The organism is Halomonas sabkhae (assembly GCF_030409265.1).
GTDB classification, from domain to species: domain Bacteria; phylum Pseudomonadota; class Gammaproteobacteria; order Pseudomonadales; family Halomonadaceae; genus Halomonas; species Halomonas halmophila.
This window is the reverse complement of record NZ_JAUFPM010000017.1, coordinates 280,438-303,592: the sequence shown is the minus strand read 5'-3', so window position 1 is coordinate 303,592 and position 23,155 is coordinate 280,438. Positions and strand designations below refer to the sequence as shown.

The window sequence follows — 23,155 nt, the reverse complement described above, 5'->3', positions numbered from 1 at the left end:
TGCATTCGAGGTTTCCCATGCCTGAACAACCCATGGAGCTCGACCCGGAGATGACGGCCGTGCTCGATGCCATCCGCGAGCAGCAGGGCCTGGACCCTGGCCGAATTCATGAGGTAACGCTCGATGGCATTTCACAGGCCCCCCTTCCACTTCGCCGACAGTACGCCGCCTGGGCTTTTCAGCTCTAGCCTGCGATGTTTGGCCCACTCTTTGGCCATTGTTTTGCGAGGGAACGTCCTGGTTTCCGAATGGTCTGGTTGCACACGGCGGGCGATGCGGATCTGGGCCAGATATGAGAAACTGCCGGCCTTTCGCCGACGCTTCCTGATCGTCGCCACGCGAACCTCTTTGATGTACAAAATTGCCAACACGCCGTGTGCCAAAATTGTACCAACACATGGCGAAAAACGAGGCAAAACCACTGTAAACATGAACAGTCATGATTGATATGGCAACAGCCACAACCGGCATGAATACTGACACTGCGCGCCCTGCGCTGGATAGGACGTTCTCAGTAGCACCCATGATGGATTGGACGACACGCGATTACCGTGCCTTCGCCCGTACCCTGACACGGTGTGCGCTGCTCTACACCGAGATGGTGACCACGGGCGCCATCCTGTATGGCTCGCCCCGCGAACGCTTCCTGGGCCATGACCCGGTCGAGCATCCGCTGGCGCTGCAGCTCGGTGGCAGTGATGCGGGGGCGCTGGCCGAGTGTGCGGCCATCGCCGAAAGCTGGGGGTATGACGAGGTCAACCTCAATGTCGGCTGTCCCAGCGACCGGGTGCAGAACAACCTGATCGGCGCCTGCCTGATGGCGCATCCGGACAAGGTGGCCGCGGCGGTCAAGGCCATGCAGGCTCAGGTCTCGATTCCGGTCACCGTCAAGTGTCGTATCGGTATCGATGACCAGGACGAGGATGCCGACCTGGCGCGCTTCGTCGAACAGGTGGCGGAGGCCGGCTGCCAGACCTTCATCGTGCATGCCCGCAAGGCCTGGCTGGAGGGCCTGTCACCCAAGGAAAACCGGGATGTGCCCCCGCTCAATTACCCGCGGGTGCATCGCCTGAAAGCCCAGTACCCGTCGCTGCACATCGGCATCAATGGCGGCATCAAAGACCTGGCGGAATGCCGCACGCAACTGGACGATGTGGATAGCGTCATGGTCGGCCGCGAGGCCTACCAGAACCCCTGGCTGCTGTCCTCGGTGGATTCACGCCTGTATGGGCAGAGCGACCCGGCCTCGAGCCGCCACGAGGCAGCACGCGCCCTGCGCCCCTACATCGCCAGGCGACTCGAGGAAGGTGCCAGGCTCAATCACCTGACCCGCCACCTGCTGGGGCTGTTCCAGGGCTGCCCCGGCGGGCGGCGCTTCCGCCGTCACCTCTCCGAGAATGCACACCGCGATGGTGCCGGCCTGGCGGTGGTCGACGATGCCCTCGGCCTGGTACCCGAGACCCAGCCCGCCATGGCGGGCTGAGCCGGAACGTCAATACAGCGAATCCGGCGGCGGCTCCAGGCTGGACTGGAAGGTCTCGATGGCACTTTCGGCTTCATCGATCTCGTCGAAACGGGCGATATGGAACAGTGCCTCGCCCTCATTGACCAGCGGCAACCGACCCATGCCGATCACGATGCCGTCTGCCATCGACAGCACCTCGCCTTCGGCATTGCCGAAGGGGTCGGCGACGCGCCCCAGCTGTTGCCCCCTGGCCACTCGCGCCCCCAGCCGGACCTGGGGCCGCAGAATGCCGTCGATGGGCGCCCTCGCCCAGCTCGAGCCGTTGGCCACCTCCGCCGCCGGCGGTTCGCGACGCCGACTGCCTGAGCTCAGCATACCCAGACGCCGCATGACCCTCAGCACACCCCGCACTCCGGGCGTGATGGCCCACTCATCGAAACGCAACGCCTCCCCGGCTTCATAGGTCAGCACCGGCGTACCACGATTCTGCGCATAATGGCGCAGGCTACCCTCGCGCAGTTCGGCGTTGAGGATGACGGGGGCACCGAAGGCATTGGCCATGCGCTCCGTCTCCTCGCTGGTCGCCAACTGGGCACGAATCTGCGGCAGGTTGGTGCGATGAATGGCGCCGGTATGCAGGTCGATGATATGGGTGGCCTGATCGACGATCTGCTCGCGGAACAGCGCCGCCACTCGCCCACCCAGCGACCCCGATTCACTGCCCGGAAAGCAGCGATTGAGGTCCCGCCGATCGGGCAGATAGCGGGTATGCTGCACGAAGCCGAATACATTGACGATGGGCACGGCAATCAGGGTTCCCTTCAAGCGCGACAACTGCCGGGAACGCAGCAGGCGTCGCACGATCTCGACGCCATTGATCTCATCGCCATGGATGCCGCCGCACACCAGCATCACCGGTCCGGGCTGTCGTCCATGCACGACCTCCACCGGGATGTACAAGGGAGCATGGGTATACAGCTTGGCCACGGGAACATCGATCTGTTGTCGGGTTCCGGGTGCGACACGCACATCGGCCAGCTCAAAAGGCGCTCGAGCCATTATCCTTCCCTGTTGCAGCCACAAGACAAGCCCTTCTTATACACTGCGCAGCACGACAAGACGAGGACCGGAAATAACCATACACCAACGAATGTAAAAACCCTCCGCCTCGGGTAGAATGGAGTCAAGCACCATCAAGAGTCGAACTTGCCCATGGCCCGACGTACCAAGGCCGAAGCCGAAGCCACACGCGTGGCGCTGCTGGATGCCGCCGAAGCCGTCTTCTTCGAAAAAGGCGTTGCCTGTACCTCGCTCGAGCAGATTGCCCGCCATGCCGGCATGACGCGTGGTGCAGTGTATTGGCATTTTCGCAACAAGGCCGACCTGTTTCGCGCAGTGCTCGACCGGGTGCGGATGCCTTTCGAGGAGCTCGTGGCCGAAAATGTGCCCGACGAAGCCTCGCCACTGGAAGCCATTCGCCTGGGATGCCAGCAGGGTTTTCATCGGCTCGAGCAACCGCAGCATCGTCGCGTTCATGCCACCCTGCTGCACCGCTGCGAATTTTCCACCGACATTGACCCCCAGGCGATCCAGGCCGAAATGGCCAACGAGTGCCTGGGCGCACTGCAGATCTATCTGGACGAGGCCCAGGCACAGGGCCTGCTGCGCGAGGACCTGGACTCGGCCGTGGCCACCCGCCTGCTGCAGGCGACCCTAAGCGGCCTCTACCACGACTGGCTGCGCAACACCGAAGCCTTTTCCCTTCAGCAGCGCGGCACGGAGCTGGTGGAAACTCAGCTCCGCCTGTTCAGCCGCGACACCCCCTCAAGCTGAGGTCGACGAGCCGTTGCGGCTCCGGGGTTCGCTGCTGGAGCTTCCCTCATTGCCCACGAGGCGCAGCTTCACCAGCCGCGTACGGGCATCCATGTAATCCTGCTCCAGCACCGACCGGTAGGCACCGGCATCGCCGAGATACTTGACCAGCACTCGCCGCTCGCCCGGACGAGGCTGATTGCCCGACTTGCCCTGCAGCACCACCTGACGATGCTCGTCATCCTCCAGCACCGCGGTAGCGCCCTGGTCCTCGGTGACGTCGACCACGCGTACCGTCTCGCCCAGCAGGCAGCGGCGCGAAAGCGTCGGATGGCGGTGCAATCTGCCATGCAGGCGCCGACACAGCGCTGCCGACAGCGGCGATGCCAGGGCAAACGCCGCCCATAGCACGGCGACCCCGGCCGGCACGCGGAAGAGTCCCAGCGAGAGCCTGCTCAACAGCAGCCATTCGATGGCCAGCGTGACCAGCCCGGCGAGGATGGTCAGTACGCTCAGGGCCATGGAGACCGGAACACCGGCGAAGCCCAGCGTGACCATGGTGCTGGCCAGATGATCCTCCTTGAGGCTATCGCGTTCGAAGAGCTCGGTGGGCGCCAGGCGCAGCATCACCAACAGCCAGTACAGCGCAAGCAAGCCCAGCAGTAACGTGAAGACAATCAGCGGAAAGCTTAGAGCCAGCTCCATCACGGTGTTCATGGCGCGTCCTCCTGTGGTCGAGTGACCTGGGTTATCGGTCGAGTGCAGGGCAACGCCGCGCGTCGTCCCGACATCGGCCCGAAGGCACTGCCCGGTTAATTAGCCGGCAAAACTTTATTTTCTTTCAGGATAGACCATGCATGGCCGTGACCATCCCCCCTCTTTCGTTGTAGAGACCAGGCGCTGCACTATCGCCGCTCCCTCAATAAAAAACGGGCACCGCCCCGAAGGTGCGATGCCCGTATGCCACGGATCGGGGAAATGTCAGATCAGCGTGCGTCCTGCTGCACGGCTGCCTCACTATTCCCGGTATCCGCCTTGCCGGTCTTGCGCTTCAGCCAGTCGGTAATGGCCGCGATCATGGCGTAGAAGCTGGGCACGAACAGGCTGCCGAGAATGGCCACCGACGCCATGCCCACCGCCACCGTGGTACCGATGTGATGGCTGCTGGTGGCACTGGCGCCGGTCGCCAGGGCCAGCGGCAGGGTACCGAAGATGAACGCCAGTGAGGTCATGACGATCGGGCGGAAGCGAAGCTCGGCCGCCGTGATCGCCGCCTCGCGAATCGACTTGCCCTGTTCGCGACGCTGCAACTCGGCAAACTCGACGATCAGGATGGCATTCTTGGCCGCCAGGCCGACGACCACCAGCATGCCGATCTGCACATAGACACTGGTGTCGAGCCCGCGCAGCATGATGCCGCCAATACCGCCCAGGAAGGCAAAGGGCGTGGCCGTCAGAACCGCCAGCGGCAATGACCAGCTCTCGTACTGGGCCGCCAGTATCAGAAAGACCATCAGCATGCCGAAGACGATGGCCAGTGTGGCGGCACTGCCCGCCTGACTCTCCTGGTAGGCCGTACCGGTCCAGCCCATGCCCCAGCCATCGCCGAGCTCTTCCTGAACCAGCTGTTCCATGGCCTCGATGGCCTGTCCGGAACTGTAGCCCGGCGCAGGCCCACCCTGGAACTGGGCCCCGGTATAGACACCGAAGCGCGTGACCACCGAAGGCGCTGTCTGACGCTCGATGGAAGCGAACTCGGAAATCGGGATACGTTCTCCGTCGCCGCCACGCACATAGATGTTGTTGATGGCATCCGGCGTCTTGCGGAACTCATCCTCGTTCTGCAGGTAGACCTGGAAGTTGCGTCCCTGATAGCTGAAGTAATTGACGAAGCCATTGCCCAGCGTCGTGCCCAGGGTCGAATTCAGGGCGTCCATGGACACGCCATAGCTCAGCGCCTTCTGGCGATCGAGCTCGACCTCATAGGACGGCACATTGGCGCTGTAGGTGGTGAAGACCTGATTCAAAGCCGGGTGCTTGGCAGCGGCCCCCATGAGTTTCATGGACGCCTGGGACATTTCCTCGGGGGAGGCCCCTTCATAGGACTGCAGATAGCCGGTAAAGCCGCCCGTGGTCGAGAGCCCGACGATGGGCGGCATGTTGAAGGCCCGAGCCGAGCCACCGGGAATCTGGGCACCGAACTGCATGATCTTGCCGATCAGTTCATCGACGCCCATGTCACGCTCGCTCCAGGGCTCCATGTTGACGAAGATGATGCCGCGCGCCGTGTTCACCGAGCTGGTCAGCATGTCGTAGCCCGCCACCGCGGTGGAGTACTTGACCGACTCGACGCCCTCGATGGCATCACTGAGCTTGGCCATGTAGTCCTGGGTACGCTCCAGCGAAGCCGCATCGGGCAGCTGCACCGAGGCCAGCACGATCCCCTGGTCCGTGGCCGGCACCAGCGTCGAGGGTGTGCTCTGGTACATCCACCAGGAGCCGGCGCCGACCAGGACCGTCAGCACGATCGCCAGGCCCCAGAAGCGCACCAATGCCTTGACGCCCCACATGTAGACGGCGGTGATCCCGGCAAACAGACGATCGAACAGGCGCAAGGGGGTGCGCACTGCCCGCAGGAACGCCGATTCCCGGCGGTGCAGATCATGCTTGATGAAGATCGCCGATAACGCCGGCGTGAAGGTCAGTGCCATGAGTGCCGAGAAGGCGACCGAGACCGCCACCGTCAGGGCGAACTGCTGATAGATCTGGCCACTGAAACCACCCAGGAAGGCCACCGGCACGAAGACCGCCGCCATGATCAGGGAAGTGGCGATAACGGGGCCACCGACCTCCTTCATGGCCCTCACCGTGGCCTGCATGACGGTGATGTCCTCATCCTCGCTGAGCACCCGCTCGACGTTCTCCACCACCAGAATGGCATCATCGACCACGATACCTATCGACAACACCATGGCGAACAGGGTCAGGAGGTTGATGGAAAAGCCGAACATGTAGAAGCCGGCAAAGGTCGCCAGCACCGAGACCGGTACCACCGACATGGCGATGACCGTGAAACGCCAGTTCTGCAGGAAGATGAACAGAATGACGGCGACGATCAGGAAGGCTTCGATGAAGGTATGAAAGACCGTCTCGACCGAGGCGCTGATGAACTGAGTGGTGTCATAGGGGGTGACATACTCGAGTCCCGGCGGGAACCGCTCGGACATGTCATCCATGACCGCCTCGACCGCGCTCGCCGTCTCCAGCGCATTGGCCCCGGGCTGCTGATTGATCATGATGGGCGTCATGGTGCCGCCATTCAGCTTGGCGTCGACCCCATAGAAGGATGCCCCGAGTTCGACCCGTGCCACATCCCCGAGACGCAATGACGAGCCGTCCGGGTTGGTGCGCAGGAAGATGTCACGGAAGTCCTCCGGACTGGTCAGTCGCCCGCCGGCGGTCACCGTATAGGTATAGGCGCGCGGATCCTCCTGGGGCGTGGCGGCCAGGCTGCCCGCCGGCACCTCGGTGTTCTGGGAGCGGATCGCGCTCGACACCTCGGCCGGTGTCAGGTCATATTCGGCCAGTTTGTCCGGGTCCATCCAGACCCGCATGGCGAACTCGCCCCCGCCCAGTACCTCGGCGGACCCCACACCCTTCACCTGGCGCAGCTCATCCAGGATGTTGAGGGTGGCATAGTTCTGCATGTAGACCTTGCCGTAGTCCCCGTCCGGCGAGATCAACGACACCAGCATGAGGATCGAGCTGGAGCTCAGCTCCACCTGTACGCCCTGGCTCTGCACCGCCTCGGGTAACTGGGACAGTGCGCCCTGCACCCGGTTGTTGACGTTGATGGTGTTGATATCACCATCGGAACCGATGGCAAAGGACACATTGAGCGACATCGACCCCTGGCTGGAGCTGGTCGACGTCATGTACAGCATGTCTTCGACCCCGTTGATGGCTTCCGCCAACGGAGCCGCCACCGTCTGGGACACGGTCTCGGCATCGGCACCCGGGTAGCTGGCCTGGACCGACACCGTCGGCGGCACCACGCTCGGATACTGCTCGATGGGCAGCACTCGCATGCTCATCAGCCCGACGATCGTCAGGATGATCGCGAGTACCGTCGAGAAGATCGGTCGCTTGATGAAGAAGTTGGAGAAACTCATTCAGCACCCTCTTCAGCCGGCGCAGAACCTTGCTCTCCGGATGCCGCCTGGTCCCCACCAGAGGCTGCACCACCTTCAGCCGACTGCCCCTGAGCGCCAGCTTGTGATTGCCCCTGCTTCGCCATCAGGGCTTCGGCGTCACCGTCGAAGGGCTGGGGGTCGATGGCCGTTCCCGGTTGCAGGCCGGCCGGATCGCCGACCACCACGCGATCACCGGGCTGGATCCCATCCTGGATGATCTGCCAGGGGCCGGCGAGCTCGCCCAGCTGGACGGTGCGCGAGCGCGCCACATCCTGGTCATCGAGCACAAACACCTGGGGCCCCATCAGGCCCTGGGTGGCGGCGATTTCAGGTACCGCCAGCACGTCGAAGCGCTTGAGCCCTTCCAGGCTCACCCGGGCGAACTGACCCGGCAGCACCTGGCCATCGGGGTTGGCGAAGCTGGCCTCGGCCTGCACCGTGCCGGTGCCTTCATTGACGCGCGAACCGAGGAATTCCAGCTGCCCCTCCAGAGTGCCGCCACTACCGGGTAACTGAAGGCTGGCGCCGATTTCCTCGGCCGGTTGATCCGCCAGCTGCCGACGCAGGGCACTGGCATCGGCCTGGGGCATCTGGAAGCGCACTTCCAGCGGGTCCAGCGGGGTGATGGTGGCCAGCTCGGTGCCGGAGTTGACCAGATTGCCCACATTGACTTCACTGAGACCGATCTGGCCACTCACCGGCGCGGTCACGTCGGCATAGCTCAGGTCGAGCTGGGCGCTGCTCAGCGCCGCCTCGGCCTGGGCCACGCTGGCTCGCGCTACATTGCGGTCGGCAAGTGCCTGATCATACTGTTGGCGACTCACCGAGTTCTGGCTGAGCAGTTGTTCATAGCGCCGGGCATCGCTCTGCGCACGCGCCAGTTCCGCCTTGGCGCTTTCCAGATCGGCCTTGCGCTGTTCCACGGTCGCCTGATACAGATCCGGTTCGATGGCATACAGGCTGTCGCCCTTCTCGACCATCTCGCCGGGCTCGAACTTGCGTTCCTCGAGGAAGCCGGTGACACGGGCCACCAGCGTGACCTCTTCGTCACTGCGCAGCTTGGAAGGGTAGGACTTGTCCAGAGGAATGTCCTGCCTGGCCATTTCCATGACCGGCATGGGGCGTGGCGGCGCCTCACCGGAGGCGGCCTGCTGTTGCTGACCACCACCTTCGTCCTGACCGCAGGCCGCCAGCAACAGGCCCGAGGCAAGCGCCAAGAGTCCACCTCGGGCCCTGTGAATCATCGTTTTCATGCCTAGCTATCCCGTTGAGCACTTCGAAAGTCGACAAGACTATACACATACAAGCGTGGATGTAAAACATACATCCACGTCTGTATGTCACGTTTCAGGTTCAGTATCACGTCTCCGGCTGCGGAGGTTCCCCGATGTCCAGTGCCTGCTCATATTGCCCTTCTTCCGGCAGCGTGAAGGTGACACTCTGGTTGGCATCCAGCCAGCCATCGACCTCCTCGATGGCGTCGACATCGAGCGTGCCCGACTGCTGCCTGAGGGTGAGCAGGTTGATGACATAGTCATAGCGGGCTTCGGCGTGATTGGCGATGGCGTCATAGAGGCTCTGTTCGGCATTGAGCACATCGACGATGTTGCGCGTGCCGACCTCGTAACCCGCGCGTGTGGCTTCCAGGGCGCTACGGTTGGAGACGATGGCCTGCGAGCGGGCCTCCACGGTCGCCACATTGTTGCTGACCTGGGTGAACAGCGAACGCACCTGCTGCACGGTGTTGCGGCGCTGTGCCTCGAAGTCGTACTGACTGGATTCGAGATCAAAGGTGCCCTGGCGGATCGAGGCACTGGTGCGCCCACCGGTATACAACGGCATGCTGACATTGACCCCGACCTGGGCGGAGGAATCCTCGCCCTCGAGCGTGTCGTTGTCACTGTCGGCATACTGATAATTGGCAAATGCCTCGACCACCGGCAGCCGCTGGGCCTGGGCGACATCCACGCCGCTGCGCGCGACCTCGACGCCGGCCTGCTGAGCCAGCACCTGAGGATTGTTGTCCAGGGCCCGCTCGACCCAGGCATCACGTTCGGCCGGCTGCGGCGGTGTCACCGACATGCTGTCACCCAGCGACTCGATGCTGTCATAACGCTGACCGGTCAACCGCTCCAGTGCCTCGAAGGCGACCTGAAGGTCACTCTCCGCGGCAATGCGCTCGGCTCGCGACTGGTCATAGCTGGCCTGCGCCTCCTCGACTTCGGTCACCGCGATCAGGCCGACGTCGAACTGCTCGCGGGCCTGTTCGAGCTGGCGCCCGATGGCGCGTTCCTGAGCACGACGCGCCTCGAGAATCTCGTGCGCCCGCAGGATGTCGAAATAGGCGGTTGCCACATCGATCAGCACCTGCTGCTCGGTGGCCGCCAGCTGGTAGGTCTGCTGATCGATCTGACGCTCGGCCTGTTCAACCTCGGCGCTGTTGACGGCATCGAAGAGCGCCTGGGTCGCATTGAGTGACAGGCTGGCGCTGTTGTAGCGGTCATCCCCGCCACCGCCGGCCTCGCCACCTCGAGTGGCCGACTGGCTCGCGAACTGCTCGTTGTGCGCCACCTCGCCGGAGGCATTCACCTGGGGCAGCAGGTCGCCCTGCTGGACATCGCGGCCCGCCTCCACACTACGGGTGTCGGCGCGCGCGGCGGCGAGATCGGCATTGTTTTCCAGTGCATCCCGCGTGATGGTCAGCAGGTCGGTGGCATAAGCCGGGCTGGCCATCAAGGAGGCAACTACCATTGACAGAAGAGTCCTACGCGCCGGACGAGCAGCGCGGCTCGCCAGCTTCACGGGACGAGAAGGCATCATCGGCAAGATCCTTTGTCGATTCGTGGACGTGATATACATACATTGTCGCATGTTTCCGGCCTGAGTCCATCGTTGAGCGGACTGGCCCAGTGAAATTTTTGCGTTTCGACGTCGGCATGCGTCGAATCGTCTATGCTGCCATGCAGCATAGCCCACTCCGACCAGGACACCACCTCATGGATGCACTGACACTGTTCAAGGTACGCGAACTCGAAATCGCCGTGCGCATATGGAATCCGCAGGCTTCCCGGACCATCGTCGCCTGGCACGGCCTGGCCCGCCACGGTGGCGACTTTGAGGATCTGGCCCGACAACTCGGCCCCGAGTGGCGGATTCTCGCGCCCGACACCCCGGGACGCGGGCTCTCCAGCTGGTCGCTGTACCCGGCCCACGATTATCTTTACGCGCATTACATGACCATTGCCGAGGCGCTGCTCGATCATTTCGAACTCGAACGGGTCGACTGGGTGGGAACCTCCATGGGCGGGCTGCTGGGCATGCTGCTGGCAGCCAATGCCACCACGGCGGGGCGCATCGAACGCCTGGTGCTCAATGACGTCGGCCCCGAGCTCGACGCCTCGGGGCTGGCGGCGCTGGGTGCCTACTTTGCCGTGCCACATCGTTTCACCCGCTTCAGTGAACTGGAGGCCGAACTGCGCGAGCATTACGCCGCCTTCGGTATCGAGGATGACAGCGCCTGGCGGCGACTGGCGCTCAACAGCGCACGCCGGCTCCCCGACGGCAGCTGGACCCACCACTATGATCCGCGCATCGGTGAGCAATTCATCCACGATACCCCCCGCGACATGTGGCAGGTCTGGGAATCGCTGCGCTGCCCGGTGATTGTGGTGCGCGGTGCGTCATCGACACTGCTCGGCGCCGAGAGTATAGACAAGATGCGCCGGCTTCGCCCCGACCTGGTCAGTCTCGAAGTCCCGGAAGCCGGCCATGCGCCCATGCTCGACCGGCCGAGTCAGGTCGACCCGATCCGGGCATTCCTGACGCGCCCCGCCGAGGAAATCGACGCACCGCCCTACCGCTTCCGCAAGCGTCTGCCCTGGTGGAAACGCTGGCTGCGCTTCGGCCGATCATCGCGTTGACAGGCGGCAGACGCCCTGCGGGAAATGTCCGGTACCGAGAACTAGGATGCTGGCTGCTCCACGCGAACCAGCGCCCGTTCCACACCGCGGCGATAGGCGCCACCGAACAGCAGCAGATGGTTGAGCAGCGGGTAGAGCTGGAAAAGCGCTTCGCGGCGCGGCCAGTCGTCCGGCTCGCGGCCATCCCAGTAGGCGCTGAAGAAGGCCGCGCCGGGGGCGCCGAACAGGGTCAGCATGGCCAGATCGACCTCGGGGTAATGCCGATAGACCGCCGGGTCGATGATCGCCGGGCCGCGCGCGGTAAAGAGCACATTGCCCGACCACAGGTCGCCATGCACCAGGCTGGGCGGCGACGGCGGCAACCAGGTGTCCAGATCGCGAGCCACGCCTTCCAGTCGTGCCCTCAGCTTGCCATCCAGCAGTCCCCTGTCATGACAGGCCTGCGCCAGCGGCAGCAGGCGTCGCTCACGCTGAAAGGCACGCCCGTCCGTCAGCGGTTGGTTGGGCTGGGGCGTCAAGCCGCAGGCATTGTCGCGATGCCAGCCATGGGCGGCACCGCTCGACGCATGCAGGTCGCGCAGCCCCTCCCCCAGGGCGGCCTCGTCACGCTGCCCGGCACCTGCCTGCTCCAGCGCCTCCATGATCAGCCAGCCCTCGCCTTCACCGAGCACCTCGGGCACCACCAGCCGGGTCGCCGACTCGCGCAGCGCCCGCAGCCCATCGGCCTCGCCGGTCAGACGTTCGGCATCATCGCGCTTGATGATCACCGGTCCCTGCTGGGTATCCAGCCAGGCCACCGAGGCGCTGTCGCCACCGCCCAGCGGGCGCGGCTCGCCTCGCGGCACCAGCGCCAGGGATGCCAGCATCTCGCGTATCGGGGTTTCCATGATCTCACTCCTTGGCGTCTGGTTGGAAAACGGGATGACAGCCGCCACTGCGACATCCGACAATCAGAGCCAGCCATCGAATCCACGACACACGAGAGGTGAAGCTGCCATGTACAAGCTGGCGTTTTTTGTCCCCCGGGAGGATGCCGAAGGGGTCAAGGAAGCGGTATTCGCCACCGGCGCCGGGCGCATCGGCGACTACGAGGCCTGCTGCTTCGAGACACCCGGTAGTGGACAGTTCCGGCCACTGTCCGGTGCCGACCCGCACATCGGACGGGTCGGCGACCTGGAGACCGTCAGCGAACTCAAGGTCGAGCTGGTGTGTGACGATGCCCTGATTCATGATGCCGTGGCGGCGCTGCGTCAGGCTCACCCCTACGAGGAGCCCGCCTTCGATGTGTGGCGCCTGGAAGCGATCTAGGCGCCCGCGCCCCGGCGGTCATGCCGAGCCGAAGTAACGCTCGCGATCCTCGGGGGTGATATCGCTCAGGTGCAGCGGAAACCCCTGGTCCGCGTGGCGATCCGTATAGAAGTGGCGGAGCGTCCGCTCGATCGTCGGAAAGGCCAGTTCATCCCAGGGGACCTCGTGCTCCTCGAACAGCGCCACCTCGAGGCTTTCCGCCCCGGCAGCGAAGCCGCCCGCGAGATCGGCCAGGAAGATCATGTAGACCTGGTTGATGTGCGGCAGGTTGATGAGGGTATAGAGTCCCTGCAGGGACACGTCCGCACAGGCCTCCTCCTGCGTTTCCCGGGCGGCCGCCTGCTGGGTGGTCTCGGCGTTCTCCATGAAGCCGGCCGGCAGGGTCCAGTAGCCCTTGCGGGGCGCGATGGCACGTCGACACAGGAGGATCTGCGAACCACGCACCGGCAGAGTGCCGGCAATGATGCGTGGATTCTGATAATGAATACTGCCACAGGCATCGCACAGATAGCGCGGTCGGTCATCGCCTTCAGGTACCGCGAAGCGGACCGGCTGGCCACAATGGCTACAAAAATTCATGGTCCTCCCTGACGAGCCGTTCGCGAGGCGTCGGCCCGAACTTGACGCCGCCCTCGACGGCTGGGTAAAAGGGGTCAAACTCGACGGATAACCCATGTTAGAGAAACTTCGCGAGCGCCTGCAAGCACAGGCTCCCCGACGGCTGGGACTCGACCTGCCGCAGGCCGCCGTGCTGATTCCGCTGGTGACTCGCGCACAACCGACACTGCTGTTCACGCGCCGCGCCGCCCATCTCGCCACCCACAGCGGCCAGGTCGCCTTTCCCGGCGGCAAGCGTGAACCCCAGGATACCGACCTGCTGGCCACCGCGCTGCGCGAGTCCCGTGAGGAGATCGGCCTGGCCAGTGACCGGGTCGAGATTCTGGGCCGACTATCGGACGTCATTTCGCTGCATGGCATCCTGGTCACCCCCTATGTGGGAGCCATTCCGCCCGACCTGCCGCTGGCCGCGGACCCCGCCGAGCTGGATGCCATCTTCGAGGTGCCGCTGCAACACTTCCTCGATGATCGCCGGACCCATACCGATGTCATCCATGTCGACGGGCGTGATCATTATGTGCCCAGCTACCGCCAGGGCGAGCACACCATCTGGGGGCTGTCCTCGATGATGCTGGTCGACCTGCTGGCCAATGGTTTCGCCATGCCGATCAACCTCTTCCAGCGACCGGCGGGACCGCTGCGCCACCATCCGCTGCGCCGAGAACCCATTGCATGACACAGCCACGCTCCCCCAGTCAGCCGCCGATCGCCCAGGAGCGCGTGGACGATTTGATCGACAGCCTGGTCGAACGGGGCTGGTATGTCGGCCGCGATTTTCTACCGGATGCCCTGTGCCAATCGCTGCTCGCCGAACTCGACGACAAGACCCGGCGTGATGCGCTGGTGGCCGCCGGGATCGGACGCGGCGACCAGCATCATCTGCGCCGCGATATCCGCGGCGACGCCATCTACTGGCTGGACCGCGAGAGTCAGGCACAACGGCGCTATCTGGAGACCATGGCAGAGCTGCAGCAAGCCCTGAATCAGGCGCTGTTTCTGGGCCTATTCGAGTACGAGGCGCATTTGGCCCGCTATCCACCGGGCAGCTTCTATCGGCGTCACCTGGACAGCTTTCAGGGGCGCGCCAACCGCATCGTCTCCACCGTCGGCTACCTGACGCCCGACTGGCCGGCGGATGGCGGCGGCGAGATGGTGATCTACTCGCCCGATGATGACCGCGAAGTGGCCCGCGTCCTGCCGGAAGCCGGCACCCTGGTATGCTTCATGGCCGAGACGATTCCCCACGAAGTCCTGCCCACGCACCGGCCACGCGCCAGCATCGCCGGCTGGTTCCGTCGCAACGCTTCCCTGGGTGGCCTGGTGGACCCGGCACGCTGATTCGGGGTCAGGGGTCGCGGCGCGTCACGGACAGCACATCGCCGACCCGCAGGGCAGCATCCACACCGGCCAGCGGGATAGCATTCTGACCAAAAAAGGCCCCCTTCCAGCCGGGCTGCGTATCCATCTCGGCGAGCGTCTTCAGGGGCTCCTTGGGTGACGGCGCCTCACCGCTCTGCTGATCCTGGGTGATGATCTTGCAGCGCTTGCAGGGCTTGCGCAGGCCCAGTCGAACACCGCTTGCCTGCAGCTGGATATCATCCCACTCGCGTTCGTCGAAGGCCGTGCCGCCGGCGACCACGATGTTGGGACGAAAGCGACTCATGGGCACGGGCCCTTCGCCCTTCTCGGCCAGCCGGGCATTCAGAGCACTCAGCGAGGCGTCGGACGTGACCAGTACGGCATAGCCATCGGCGAAGCCGGTATGGGCCTTTTCTCCGCGCAGATAGTCGGGCTCGATGGCGCGTCTGGCCTCATCCGGGAAGCGCACCAGGCGCAGTCCACTGCTGCCGAGCGGACCCAGCACCCGGGTCAGCCAGCGCGCCGCCTCGGGGCCTTCATCGATGGCCTCACACTGATCCTTGAAGATACGCACCTCGAGTCGCGGCGCCGACGCCTCGGGCTCGAGGGCCACCGACAGCGGCTCCTCGACGGCATCATGCTCCAGTATCAGGGCATCCGGTGTGAGGCGCACACGTACCTGGGCCATGGCGGCGATTTCGCGCTGGGTCACGAAGCGGTTGTCGTCGTCGACGACCATCCACTGCCGATCGAAGGCCAGGCCTCGCTCGGTCAGGACGGCCTGATCCAGGGCAATGCCCCGCAGGGACTTGACCGGGTAAATATTGAGTTGAGTGATCTGCACCTTGCCTCCTTGCGGTGACGCGTTCCGGGGAATCTCGAAAGCGGCCTGCCAGCGGCGCTCAGGCCTCCAGGGCTCGGGCCACGGCACTGCCGGCATGCAGGGCCGTCGTATCGTAGAGCGGCATCACGGTGTCCACCTGGCTGACCAGCAGAGCGATCTCGGTGCAGCCCAGGATCACGGCCTCGACGCCCTGACGGCGCAGCGCGCCGATGATATTCAGGTATTCGGTTCTGGACCCGGCGTCGATGCGCCCCTGACACAATTCGTCGAAGATGATGTCGTGCACACGCTGGCGTTGCCCCTCATCCGGCACCACTGTCTCGATGCCGAAGCGCTCGGTGAGGCGCTCCGTGTAGAAGGCTTCTTCCATGGTGAAGCGTGTGCCCAGCAGGCCGACCCGTCGCCGGCCATCGGCCACCAGCCGTTCGCCGGTGGTATCGGCGATATGCAGCAGCGGGATATCGATGGCCTCTTCGATCTGCGGGGCGACCTTGTGCATGGTATTGGTGGCGAGCAGCAGCAGATCGGCGCCGGCCGCCTGCACGCGCTGTGCCTGTTCGGCCAGCAGCTGTCCCATGGCGGGCCAGTCACCCTGGCGCTGGAGCGCTTCGATCTCGGCGAAGTCGACGCTGACCATGACGATCTTCGCCGAGTGAAAGCCGCCCAACGAGGCCTTAACGCCCTGATTGAGGGCCCGATAATAGCTCTCGGTGGACTCCCAGCTCATGCCACCCAGCACGCCAATGGTCTGCATGATGACTGCCCATGATGGCCCCTGGTAAGAGGCTGGCGGATATCAGAACGACGGCTTGCGCTTTTCGACGAAGGCCGTCATGCCCTCGCTCTGCTCGTCACCGGCAAAGCACAGCGCGAACAGGCTGTTTTCGAGCGCCAGGGCCGTGTCCTGATCCTGGTCCATGCCCTCGTGAACGGCCTGCTTGGCACTGCGTACCGCCTGGGGACCATTGCCGCCCAACTGGCGCGTCAGTTCCTCGACATAATCCTCGAGCTCGCTCTGGGTCATGACGCGATTGACCAGGCCGATGCGCAGGGCTTCCGCGGCATCGATCTTGCGGCCGGTGGTCACCAGGTCGATCGCCATGGCCGGACCGACCCGCCGCGGCAGCCGTTGGGTACCGCCGAAGCCGGGAATCACACCCAGCTGCACCTCCGGCTGGCCGAACACGGCATTGTCACTGGCCACCGCCCAGTCACAGGCCAGCGCCAGTTCACAGCCACCGCCCAGGCAGAAACCGTTGACCAGTGCGACCACCGGCACCGGCAGCGACTCCAGCCGCTTGATGGTGGCCTGTGCCCTGGCGGCGAAATCGCGCGCCTGCTGGGGCGTCTTGTCGCGCATCTCGGTGATGTCCGCCCCGGCCACGAAGGCCTTGTCACCCGCCCCGGTGATCAGCACCGCCCGCAGGTGAGATCGGGACTCGAGATCCACCAGAACCCGTTCCAGTTCGTCGATCAAGTCACTGTTCAAGGCATTGAGAGCCTGGGGGCGAGTGAGGGTCAGACGCACGATACCGTCATGGTCCCGGACGTCGATCAGAGTGTCGCTCATGCTGCTTCCTCGGGTTGTGAGAGGCCGCCGTGAGGGGCCTGATGGAAAGCCGTAATGCCTACCCTAGCGAACGCTCGATCGGACGGCAATCGCTGCGTATCTACTGCCGGCAGGCACTCAGCGGGCGACGGGATCCGGCCTCAGAGCCTCCATACCGGCATCGATCACCGCACGCTGTGCCCGCCCCAGGGGCAGCCAGTGTCGCAGGGCAAAATCCGCCGCCGCCAGCTTGGCGGAATAGAAGGCATCCCGGCTGCCGCCCTGCAGGGCGGCATCGGCCACCAGGGCGGCCTGCCCCATCTGCCAGCCACACAGCACATGCCCCGCCAGCGTCAGGAAGGGAGTCGCCAGGGCCTGGATCGCATCCTCACCGTGGGCGGTATCACGCCCGGCATCGAGGGCGACCCGCATCGCCGCCCGCAGGTCCTGGGCACCGGCCGCCAGACTCTCGCCGAGGGCCGAGAGCCGGTCATGGGCCACCAGCGCCGCGGCCGTGGCGTCCACCTCATCGATCAACGACGCCAGGGCCGCGCCATCATCACGCGACAGCTTGCGCCCGGCCAGATCCAGCGCCTGGATGCCATTGGTGCCCTCATAGATGGCCGCGATGCGCACATCACGCCACAGCTGCGCCGCCCCGGTCTCCTCGATGTAGCCCATGCCGCCATGCACCTGAATGCCCAGCGAGGCAATATCCACGGCCTGGTCGGTGGAGAAGGCCTTGACCACCGGAATCAACACATCGACCCGCGCCTGGGCCGCGCGACGCTGCTCGGCATCTGCGGCGTGCCGCGCCTGATCCATGTCGCTGGCACAGCTCAGCGCCAGCGCGCGCAGGGCCTCGGTGCGCGCACGCATCGATAGCAGCATGCGTCTGACCTCGAAATGCTCGGCAATCGCGCACTCCTGGCTGCCGCGGCGCCCCTGACGACGCTCCGCGGCATGCGCCAACGCTTGCTGGCAGGCCCGCTCGGCCACGCCGATGCCCTGGATGCCGACCTTGTGGCGTGCCGCATTCATCATGGTGAACATCTGGTTCAGGCCACGTCCCGGCTCGCCCACCAGATAGCCGATGGCACCGCCGTGGTCGCCGAAGCTGAGCGAACAGGTCGGTGAACCATGGATGCCCATCTTGTGCTCCAGCCCGGTACAGGTGACATCATTGAGCTCGCCGGGGTTGCCCTGCTCGTCGACCAGCCGTCGAGGGACCAGAAACAGCGAAATGCCCTTGTTGCCCCGGGGCGCGTCGGGCAGACGCGCCAGCACCAGATGGAGGATATTCTCGGCCAGCTCGTGCTCGCCCCAGGTGATATAGATCTTCTGGCCGGTGAGCCGATACTCGCCTGCCACATCCCCCGGTACGGCACGGGTACGCACCTGTGACAGGTCCGAGCCGGCCTGGGGTTCGGTCAGGTTCATGGTGCCGGTCCAGCGGCCCTCGACCAGGGGCGGGAGGTAGCGGGCACACAGCGCGTCATCGCCATGCTGGATCAGCGCCTCGATGGCGCCGGCGGTCAGCATCGGGCACAGCGCCAGGGCCATGTTGGCGCCATGCAGCATCTCCTGGACGGCGCTGGCCACGACCTCGGGCAGGCCCTGGCCGTCATGGGCCGGGTCGACACCGATGCCGTTCCAGCCACCCTCGGCATAGGCCCGATACGCCTCGGCGAACCCCTCAGGCACGCTCACCCTGCCATCCGCATCCCGCCGACAACCCTGGTGGTCGCCCGGGGCATTGAGCGGCGCCCAGACATCGCTTGCCAGGCGCCCGGCTTCCTCGAGCACGGACTCGACCAGGTCGGCGTCGACTTCCTCGAAGCCGGGTAGCGACAACACCTGGTGCTCCAGCACCTCTTGCAGCATGAATCGATGGTCACGCAGTGGCGGCGTATAGGGCGTCATGCAGACTCCTTGGCGGATAGGTGGTGCCCCGAGCTTAGGGTCACGACGGCCTCGCGACCATTAGGCCTAGGTCGCACCGGGCGTCGGGGCCGTCGGCGGCTCATCGAAATAGACAATGTGCGCCTCATGGCGTGGTGGCGGCCCGACCAGCGGCTCGGCCACCGCGACGTCGGCCACCGCCCGCGACAGGTCCTCCACATGCTCGTGCTCGCGCGCGCCCTGCACCCACTCATCGGTGACCAAGAGTTCGGCGCCCACCGCGCTGAGCGGTGTGGCCGGCGAGAATGGCGCCACCGGCAGAGGCGCCGGCCGCACACGACGACGCCAGCTGAAAAAGGCCACCAGGCTCAGCCCCAGCACGCCCAGGCACCAGAACAGGCCGTCATCGCCCAGCACCGACATGACCGGCGTGATGACCGGCGGGCTGAGGGTCGAGCCGATGGCATTGATCAACAGCAAGCCCTGGCTCATGCGCACCAGGGCGCCGGCCGGGGCCCGGTCGGCGGCATGCCCCACCGACACCGGATAGAGCGTGAAGATCCCGCCTCCCAGCAAGAACAGGGCCGCTGCCAGGCCCCAGGATGTCAACGGCACCAGCAGCACGACACCGGCGATCAGCGCACAGCAAGCCCCCAGCAGGATCAGTACCAGCTGACGGTCATGGCGATCCGACCAGCGCCCGACCGGATACTGCAGCAGCATGGCGCCCAACACCATCACCGCCATGAACTGCCCGACCCGCTCGACATCATGCCCCACGCGCTGCAGGTACAGGGGCAGCAGGGTATAGACCGCGGCGACCGCCAGACCGGAGCCGAAGCTGCCCATCACGCCGGTCGGCGTCAGGCGCATCAGGCGCGCCGGCGACAGCGGCTCGGCCTTTTCGAGCAACGGGGTGACGCGCGGGATCATCGCCATCGGCAGCACCGACAGCGACGCCAGCATGCCGATGATCATGAAGGGCGCCAGCTCGCCCAGCGCCAGGGTCGCGCCGAGCATCAGCTGGCCGACGACGCCGGCGGCATAGACGGCGATCACGTAGAGCGCCAGCAACCGGCCTCGCACGCGCGGCTCACCGACCGCCAGCAACCAGTTCTCGATGACCAGAAAGACCCCGACCGTGGCCCAGCCGGCAACCAGGCGCAGCACGAACCAGGCCCAGGCCTCGACCAGCAGGCCCTGCAGCAGCACGGTCACGGCCACCAGCGAGGCGAAGCTGCCATAGGCTCGAATGTGTCCGATCGCCAGCAACAGGCGATCATTGAGCAGCGCACCCAGCGCCAGGCCCAGGAAATAGGCCGAGGACACCCAGCCGATGACCTGTGGGGAATAACCGGCGGAATCCAGGCGCAGCGTGGTCAGGGTGACCAGTGCCCCATTGCCGATCGCCAGAATGAACAGCCCCAGCAGAGGGGCCAGCGCCATGAGCAGTAATTGCCGTGACATGTGAGGTTCTCGAGGCAAGCCAACAGGAAGAGAGCGGCAACCACAAACCCGGGGTGCCGAGTTCAAGCGCGAAGCAATATACGCCTGCCGCTCGCCGCGGCCAATCGATTTCGCTCACCTCGCGATGCCCGCCCGCGAGATAACCGGCGGACACTCGATCAAGGCTTCTGCATCAGCACCACATCGGCATCGACCAGCTCGACGTTGAGGCCGAAGCGTTGCCCGAGCCATTCGAAGGTGGCATCGGCGAAGAAGGCCACATGGGTCGGGTCGCGGATATAATGCCAGGTGGCAAAGGCCTCTCGGGAGCGCACCCGCTTGGTCATCACCCCCAGCCAGCCACCGGCATGGAGATGCGCGACCAGGCGTTCGATCTCGGCGCCCGGCTGCGCGAGGTGTTCGAAGACTTCCGTGGCCGTGATGACATCGTACTGACACTGCCAGACCGCATCGTCCGGGGCATAGAAGGGGTCATAGAGCGTCATTCGATGCCCCGCTTCCTCGAGCATCAGCGACAGGGTCGGCCCCGGCCCGCAGCCGAAATCCAGCCCCCGTGCCGGCGCCGGCAGGCGTTTCCGCAGCGGCGTGCACAGCCGGTCGAGAAAGCGCCGATACCCGGAATCCGCGCCATGATTGTCATGGAGGTCATAGACGGCCTTCTCCTCGGCCGCCGAAAGGTGTTGCCATGCCGGCACGAACACCAGCGAACATTGTCCACAGACCAGATAATCGCGTTGTTTATCACGATGATAGCCGCTGGTATCGGGAGAAGCGCATAGCGGACACGTCTGCATCATCGTATTCTCTGGTCAGGGACAACACTCAAGGAGACTTTCATGCTGTCAGGTCTGGACCACCTGGTCATCACCGTGACCGACATTTCGCGAGCCGTGGACTTCTACACGCGCGTCCTGGGACTCGATGTGCGCTATCGGGACCAGGAGCGCGTCGACCTGATGCTAGGCAACATGGCACTGCGCCTGCACTGGACCGCCACCGATATCGAGCCGCGGGCGGCCACCCCGACCCCCGGCAGCCTCGACCTCTGCCTGCGCAGTCGCCTGCCGCTGGAGGAAGTCCAGCATCACCTGCATGCCCTGTCGGTGGACATCGAGCTGGGGCCCGTCACGCGCCAGGGCGCCACCGGCGAGATCGAGTCCCTCTACCTGCGCGACCCGGATGGCAACCTGCTGGAAATCTGCCGACCGGTACGCTGAAGGCCCGGGTGACGCGACTGGCATCACTGGAGCTGGCAGGTATCATGGTGCAACATTTTTACATTCACTCCCCTTCAAGGATGACGCATGAACGACAACAGTGCTCAGGACCCCACGGTCATTGAAGATTCCCCCAAGCCCGACACCACCATCACCATGGTGATCTATGCGCTGCTGCTGGCGGGCATCGTCACCGGCGGGCTGACCGCGCTGGTCGGCGTGGTCATGGCCTATGTCTATCGCGGCCAGGGGCCGCAATGGCTCGACGAACATTACCGTTATCAGATCCGCACCTTCTGGATGGGCCTGGTGTATTTCGCCGTTTCGGGCCTGCTGACCTTCATCCTGATCGGCTTTCTGACCTGGCTGCTGGCCGTCATCTGGCTGGTCATTCGTTGCGTCAAGGGCTTCAAGGGACTCCAGGAGGAACGTCAGCCGGACAACGTGGATACCTGGCTGGTGTGATGCATGGCTGACCCAAGACCGTCCCACGACTCGGCCCCCCGTCACGACTGGCAGAGCCGTGCCATCGCCACGCTGTGGCAGGGCCTGTCCGGCTGGCGCCCCGCGTCACTGTGGCGCCTGGCCCGCCTGACGGGGCCCTTGGTGGAGCGCCTGAGCAAGCGCGAACGCCGGGTTACCCGCATCAACCTCGCCCAGGCCTATCCCGACCTGAGTCAGTCAGCGTACCAGCGGCTGTCCCGGGATAGCCTGACCCATTCCAGCGCGACCATGCTCGAACTGGGCTTCGCCTGGCGCGGCGCGCCGGAGCGGGTCGCCGCCTCGATTCAGGAGGTGCACGGCCGCGAGCTGCTGGACGAGGCACGTCGGCAAGGGCGAGGCGTCATCGTGCTGGCTCCGCACTTCGGCAACTGGGAAGTCCTCAATTTCTGGCTGTCCAGCCACTTTCCCTTCACCGCCATGTACGAGCCCCCCAAGCTGGCCGCCCTCGACCCCATCATCCGCCAGGGACGCGAGCGTCAGGGCGCCAGCCTGGTGCCCACCAATCCTCGCGGCGTGGCGGCCCTGCTCAAGGCGCTGAAGCGCAGCGAGGCGGTGGGGATCCTGCCCGACCAGGAGCCCGACTGGGGCAGCGGCGTCTTTGCACCCTTCTTCGGTCGACAGGCCTATACCGCCACCCTGCTGCCCAAGCTGGTGGCGCGTACCGATGCCAGGGTGGTGACCGGGGTAGCGCGACGCCTGCCCGGTCGCGGTTTCGCCATCCACTTCCTGGCCGCCGACGAGCGGGTTCAGGACAGCGACGAAAGCCGCTCGGCCGCCGGCGTCAATGCCAGTGTCGAGGCAGCCATTGCGCTGGACCCGGCACAGTACCAATGGGAATACAAGCGCTATCGCAAGACCCCGGAAGAGGAACAGCAGTTGCCGGAGTGGCGACAGTTCCGCCTGTATCGCTAAGCAAACACCCTCCAGGAAACGCTGCCTGGAAATGGAACCTTTGTGCGATATTGTCGACAAAGGTGACGAAATATTGGATCCTCAC

General features: G+C 64.9%; 23 protein-coding genes. 10 read left to right on the top strand and 13 right to left on the bottom strand.

Going from position 1 to position 23,155, the window contains the following annotated elements; translation table 11 throughout:
* The first annotated feature begins 17 nt into the window (after positions 1-17).
* Complete coding sequence (locus QWY79_RS12190; RefSeq protein ID WP_290273090.1) at positions 18-188, top strand: hypothetical protein; 171 nt, start codon at positions 18-20, stop codon at positions 186-188.
* A 281-nt stretch (positions 189-469) separates the two neighbouring features.
* Positions 470-1,483, top strand: coding sequence for a tRNA dihydrouridine(20/20a) synthase DusA (dusA, locus tag QWY79_RS12185; protein ID WP_290273087.1), 1,014 nt, complete (start codon positions 470-472; stop codon positions 1,481-1,483).
* A 9-nt stretch (positions 1,484-1,492) separates the two neighbouring features.
* Here dusA and QWY79_RS12180 read toward each other — a convergent pair whose 3' ends face one another.
* Positions 1,493-2,524, bottom strand: coding sequence for a succinylglutamate desuccinylase/aspartoacylase family protein (locus QWY79_RS12180; protein ID WP_141317681.1), 1,032 nt, complete (start codon positions 2,522-2,524; stop codon positions 1,493-1,495).
* Positions 2,525-2,677: 153 nt separating this feature from the next.
* Between QWY79_RS12180 and QWY79_RS12175 the strand changes: the two genes are divergently transcribed.
* On the top strand, positions 2,678-3,298 hold the full coding sequence (locus tag QWY79_RS12175; protein ID WP_290273085.1) for a TetR family transcriptional regulator: 621 nt from the start codon (positions 2,678-2,680) through the stop codon (positions 3,296-3,298).
* On the opposite strand, the gene QWY79_RS12170 is transcribed toward QWY79_RS12175, so the two are convergent.
* From QWY79_RS12170 to QWY79_RS12155, 4 genes are all read right to left on the bottom strand, one after another.
* Positions 3,290-3,994: a hypothetical protein gene (locus QWY79_RS12170; protein WP_290273083.1), complete on the bottom strand. Its 705-nt coding sequence runs from the start codon at positions 3,992-3,994 to the stop codon at positions 3,290-3,292. The genes QWY79_RS12175 and QWY79_RS12170 overlap by 9 nt on opposite strands.
* 269 nt (positions 3,995-4,263) lie before the next feature.
* Complete coding sequence (locus QWY79_RS12165) at positions 4,264-7,449, bottom strand: efflux RND transporter permease subunit (protein ID WP_290273081.1); 3,186 nt, start codon at positions 7,447-7,449, stop codon at positions 4,264-4,266.
* Positions 7,446-8,723, bottom strand: a complete 1,278-nt coding sequence (locus tag QWY79_RS12160) for an efflux RND transporter periplasmic adaptor subunit (protein WP_290273079.1) — start codon at positions 8,721-8,723, stop codon at positions 7,446-7,448. The genes QWY79_RS12165 and QWY79_RS12160 overlap by 4 nt, the downstream gene beginning before the upstream one ends.
* A 106-nt stretch (positions 8,724-8,829) precedes the next feature.
* On the bottom strand, positions 8,830-10,290 hold the full coding sequence (locus tag QWY79_RS12155; RefSeq protein WP_435389789.1) for a TolC family outer membrane protein: 1,461 nt from the start codon (positions 10,288-10,290) through the stop codon (positions 8,830-8,832).
* Between the two features lie 176 nt (positions 10,291-10,466).
* Between QWY79_RS12155 and QWY79_RS12150 the strand changes: the two genes are divergently transcribed.
* Entirely contained in the window at positions 10,467-11,390 is a 924-nt protein-coding gene (locus QWY79_RS12150) for an alpha/beta fold hydrolase (protein ID WP_290273075.1), read from the top strand.
* A gap of 41 nt (positions 11,391-11,431) precedes the next feature.
* Here QWY79_RS12150 and QWY79_RS12145 read toward each other — a convergent pair whose 3' ends face one another.
* Positions 11,432-12,277 (bottom strand): fructosamine kinase family protein, encoded by an 846-nt coding sequence (locus QWY79_RS12145; protein ID WP_290273073.1) that lies wholly within the window; start codon positions 12,275-12,277, stop codon positions 11,432-11,434.
* Positions 12,278-12,386: 109 nt separating this feature from the next.
* Between QWY79_RS12145 and QWY79_RS12140 the strand changes: the two genes are divergently transcribed.
* Positions 12,387-12,698 carry a YqfO family protein gene (locus QWY79_RS12140; RefSeq protein ID WP_141317673.1) on the top strand — a complete coding sequence of 104 codons (312 nt, stop codon included), beginning with the start codon at positions 12,387-12,389 and terminating at the stop codon, positions 12,696-12,698.
* Positions 12,699-12,716: 18 nt separating this feature from the next.
* On the opposite strand, the gene QWY79_RS12135 is transcribed toward QWY79_RS12140, so the two are convergent.
* Entirely contained in the window at positions 12,717-13,277 is a 561-nt protein-coding gene (locus QWY79_RS12135; RefSeq protein WP_290273070.1) for an NUDIX hydrolase, read from the bottom strand.
* 94 nt (positions 13,278-13,371) lie between these two features.
* Between QWY79_RS12135 and QWY79_RS12130 the strand changes: the two genes are divergently transcribed.
* Both QWY79_RS12130 and QWY79_RS12125 read left to right on the top strand, forming a co-directional pair.
* Positions 13,372-13,992, top strand: a complete 621-nt coding sequence (locus QWY79_RS12130; protein ID WP_290273068.1) for a CoA pyrophosphatase — start codon at positions 13,372-13,374, stop codon at positions 13,990-13,992.
* Positions 13,989-14,654, top strand: a complete 666-nt coding sequence (locus tag QWY79_RS12125) for a 2OG-Fe(II) oxygenase (protein WP_290273066.1) — start codon at positions 13,989-13,991, stop codon at positions 14,652-14,654. The genes QWY79_RS12130 and QWY79_RS12125 overlap by 4 nt, the downstream gene beginning before the upstream one ends.
* A gap of 7 nt (positions 14,655-14,661) precedes the next feature.
* On the opposite strand, the gene QWY79_RS12120 is transcribed toward QWY79_RS12125, so the two are convergent.
* The 6 genes from QWY79_RS12120 to QWY79_RS12095 form a co-directional block, all read right to left on the bottom strand.
* Positions 14,662-15,519 (bottom strand): MOSC domain-containing protein, encoded by an 858-nt coding sequence (locus QWY79_RS12120; protein ID WP_290273064.1) that lies wholly within the window; start codon positions 15,517-15,519, stop codon positions 14,662-14,664.
* Between the two features lie 58 nt (positions 15,520-15,577).
* The gene (locus tag QWY79_RS12115) at positions 15,578-16,273 is read right to left on the bottom strand and encodes an aspartate/glutamate racemase family protein (protein ID WP_290273062.1); all 696 of its coding nucleotides are present in this window, start codon (positions 16,271-16,273) and stop codon (positions 15,578-15,580) included.
* Between the two features lie 42 nt (positions 16,274-16,315).
* Complete coding sequence (locus tag QWY79_RS12110) at positions 16,316-17,089, bottom strand: enoyl-CoA hydratase-related protein (protein WP_290273060.1); 774 nt, start codon at positions 17,087-17,089, stop codon at positions 16,316-16,318.
* A gap of 117 nt (positions 17,090-17,206) precedes the next feature.
* Positions 17,207-18,991 (bottom strand): acyl-CoA dehydrogenase, encoded by a 1,785-nt coding sequence (locus tag QWY79_RS12105; protein ID WP_290273058.1) that lies wholly within the window; start codon positions 18,989-18,991, stop codon positions 17,207-17,209.
* Positions 18,992-19,057: 66 nt separating this feature from the next.
* Entirely contained in the window at positions 19,058-20,437 is a 1,380-nt protein-coding gene (locus QWY79_RS12100) for an MFS transporter (protein WP_290273056.1), read from the bottom strand.
* A gap of 158 nt (positions 20,438-20,595) precedes the next feature.
* On the bottom strand, positions 20,596-21,234 hold the full coding sequence (locus QWY79_RS12095) for a class I SAM-dependent methyltransferase (RefSeq protein WP_290273054.1): 639 nt from the start codon (positions 21,232-21,234) through the stop codon (positions 20,596-20,598).
* Between the two features lie 39 nt (positions 21,235-21,273).
* On the opposite strand from QWY79_RS12095, the gene QWY79_RS12090 reads away from it, so the two are divergent.
* The 3 genes from QWY79_RS12090 to QWY79_RS12080 all read left to right on the top strand — a co-directional run bounded on the left by QWY79_RS12090 (position 21,274) and on the right by QWY79_RS12080 (position 23,070).
* Positions 21,274-21,654, top strand: coding sequence for a VOC family protein (locus QWY79_RS12090; RefSeq protein ID WP_290273053.1), 381 nt, complete (start codon positions 21,274-21,276; stop codon positions 21,652-21,654).
* Between the two features lie 87 nt (positions 21,655-21,741).
* Positions 21,742-22,119: a DUF4870 family protein gene (locus QWY79_RS12085; RefSeq protein ID WP_290273051.1), complete on the top strand. Its 378-nt coding sequence runs from the start codon at positions 21,742-21,744 to the stop codon at positions 22,117-22,119.
* A 3-nt stretch (positions 22,120-22,122) separates the two neighbouring features.
* Entirely contained in the window at positions 22,123-23,070 is a 948-nt protein-coding gene (locus QWY79_RS12080) for a lysophospholipid acyltransferase family protein (RefSeq protein ID WP_290273049.1), read from the top strand.
* Positions 23,071-23,155 lie beyond the last annotated feature (85 nt).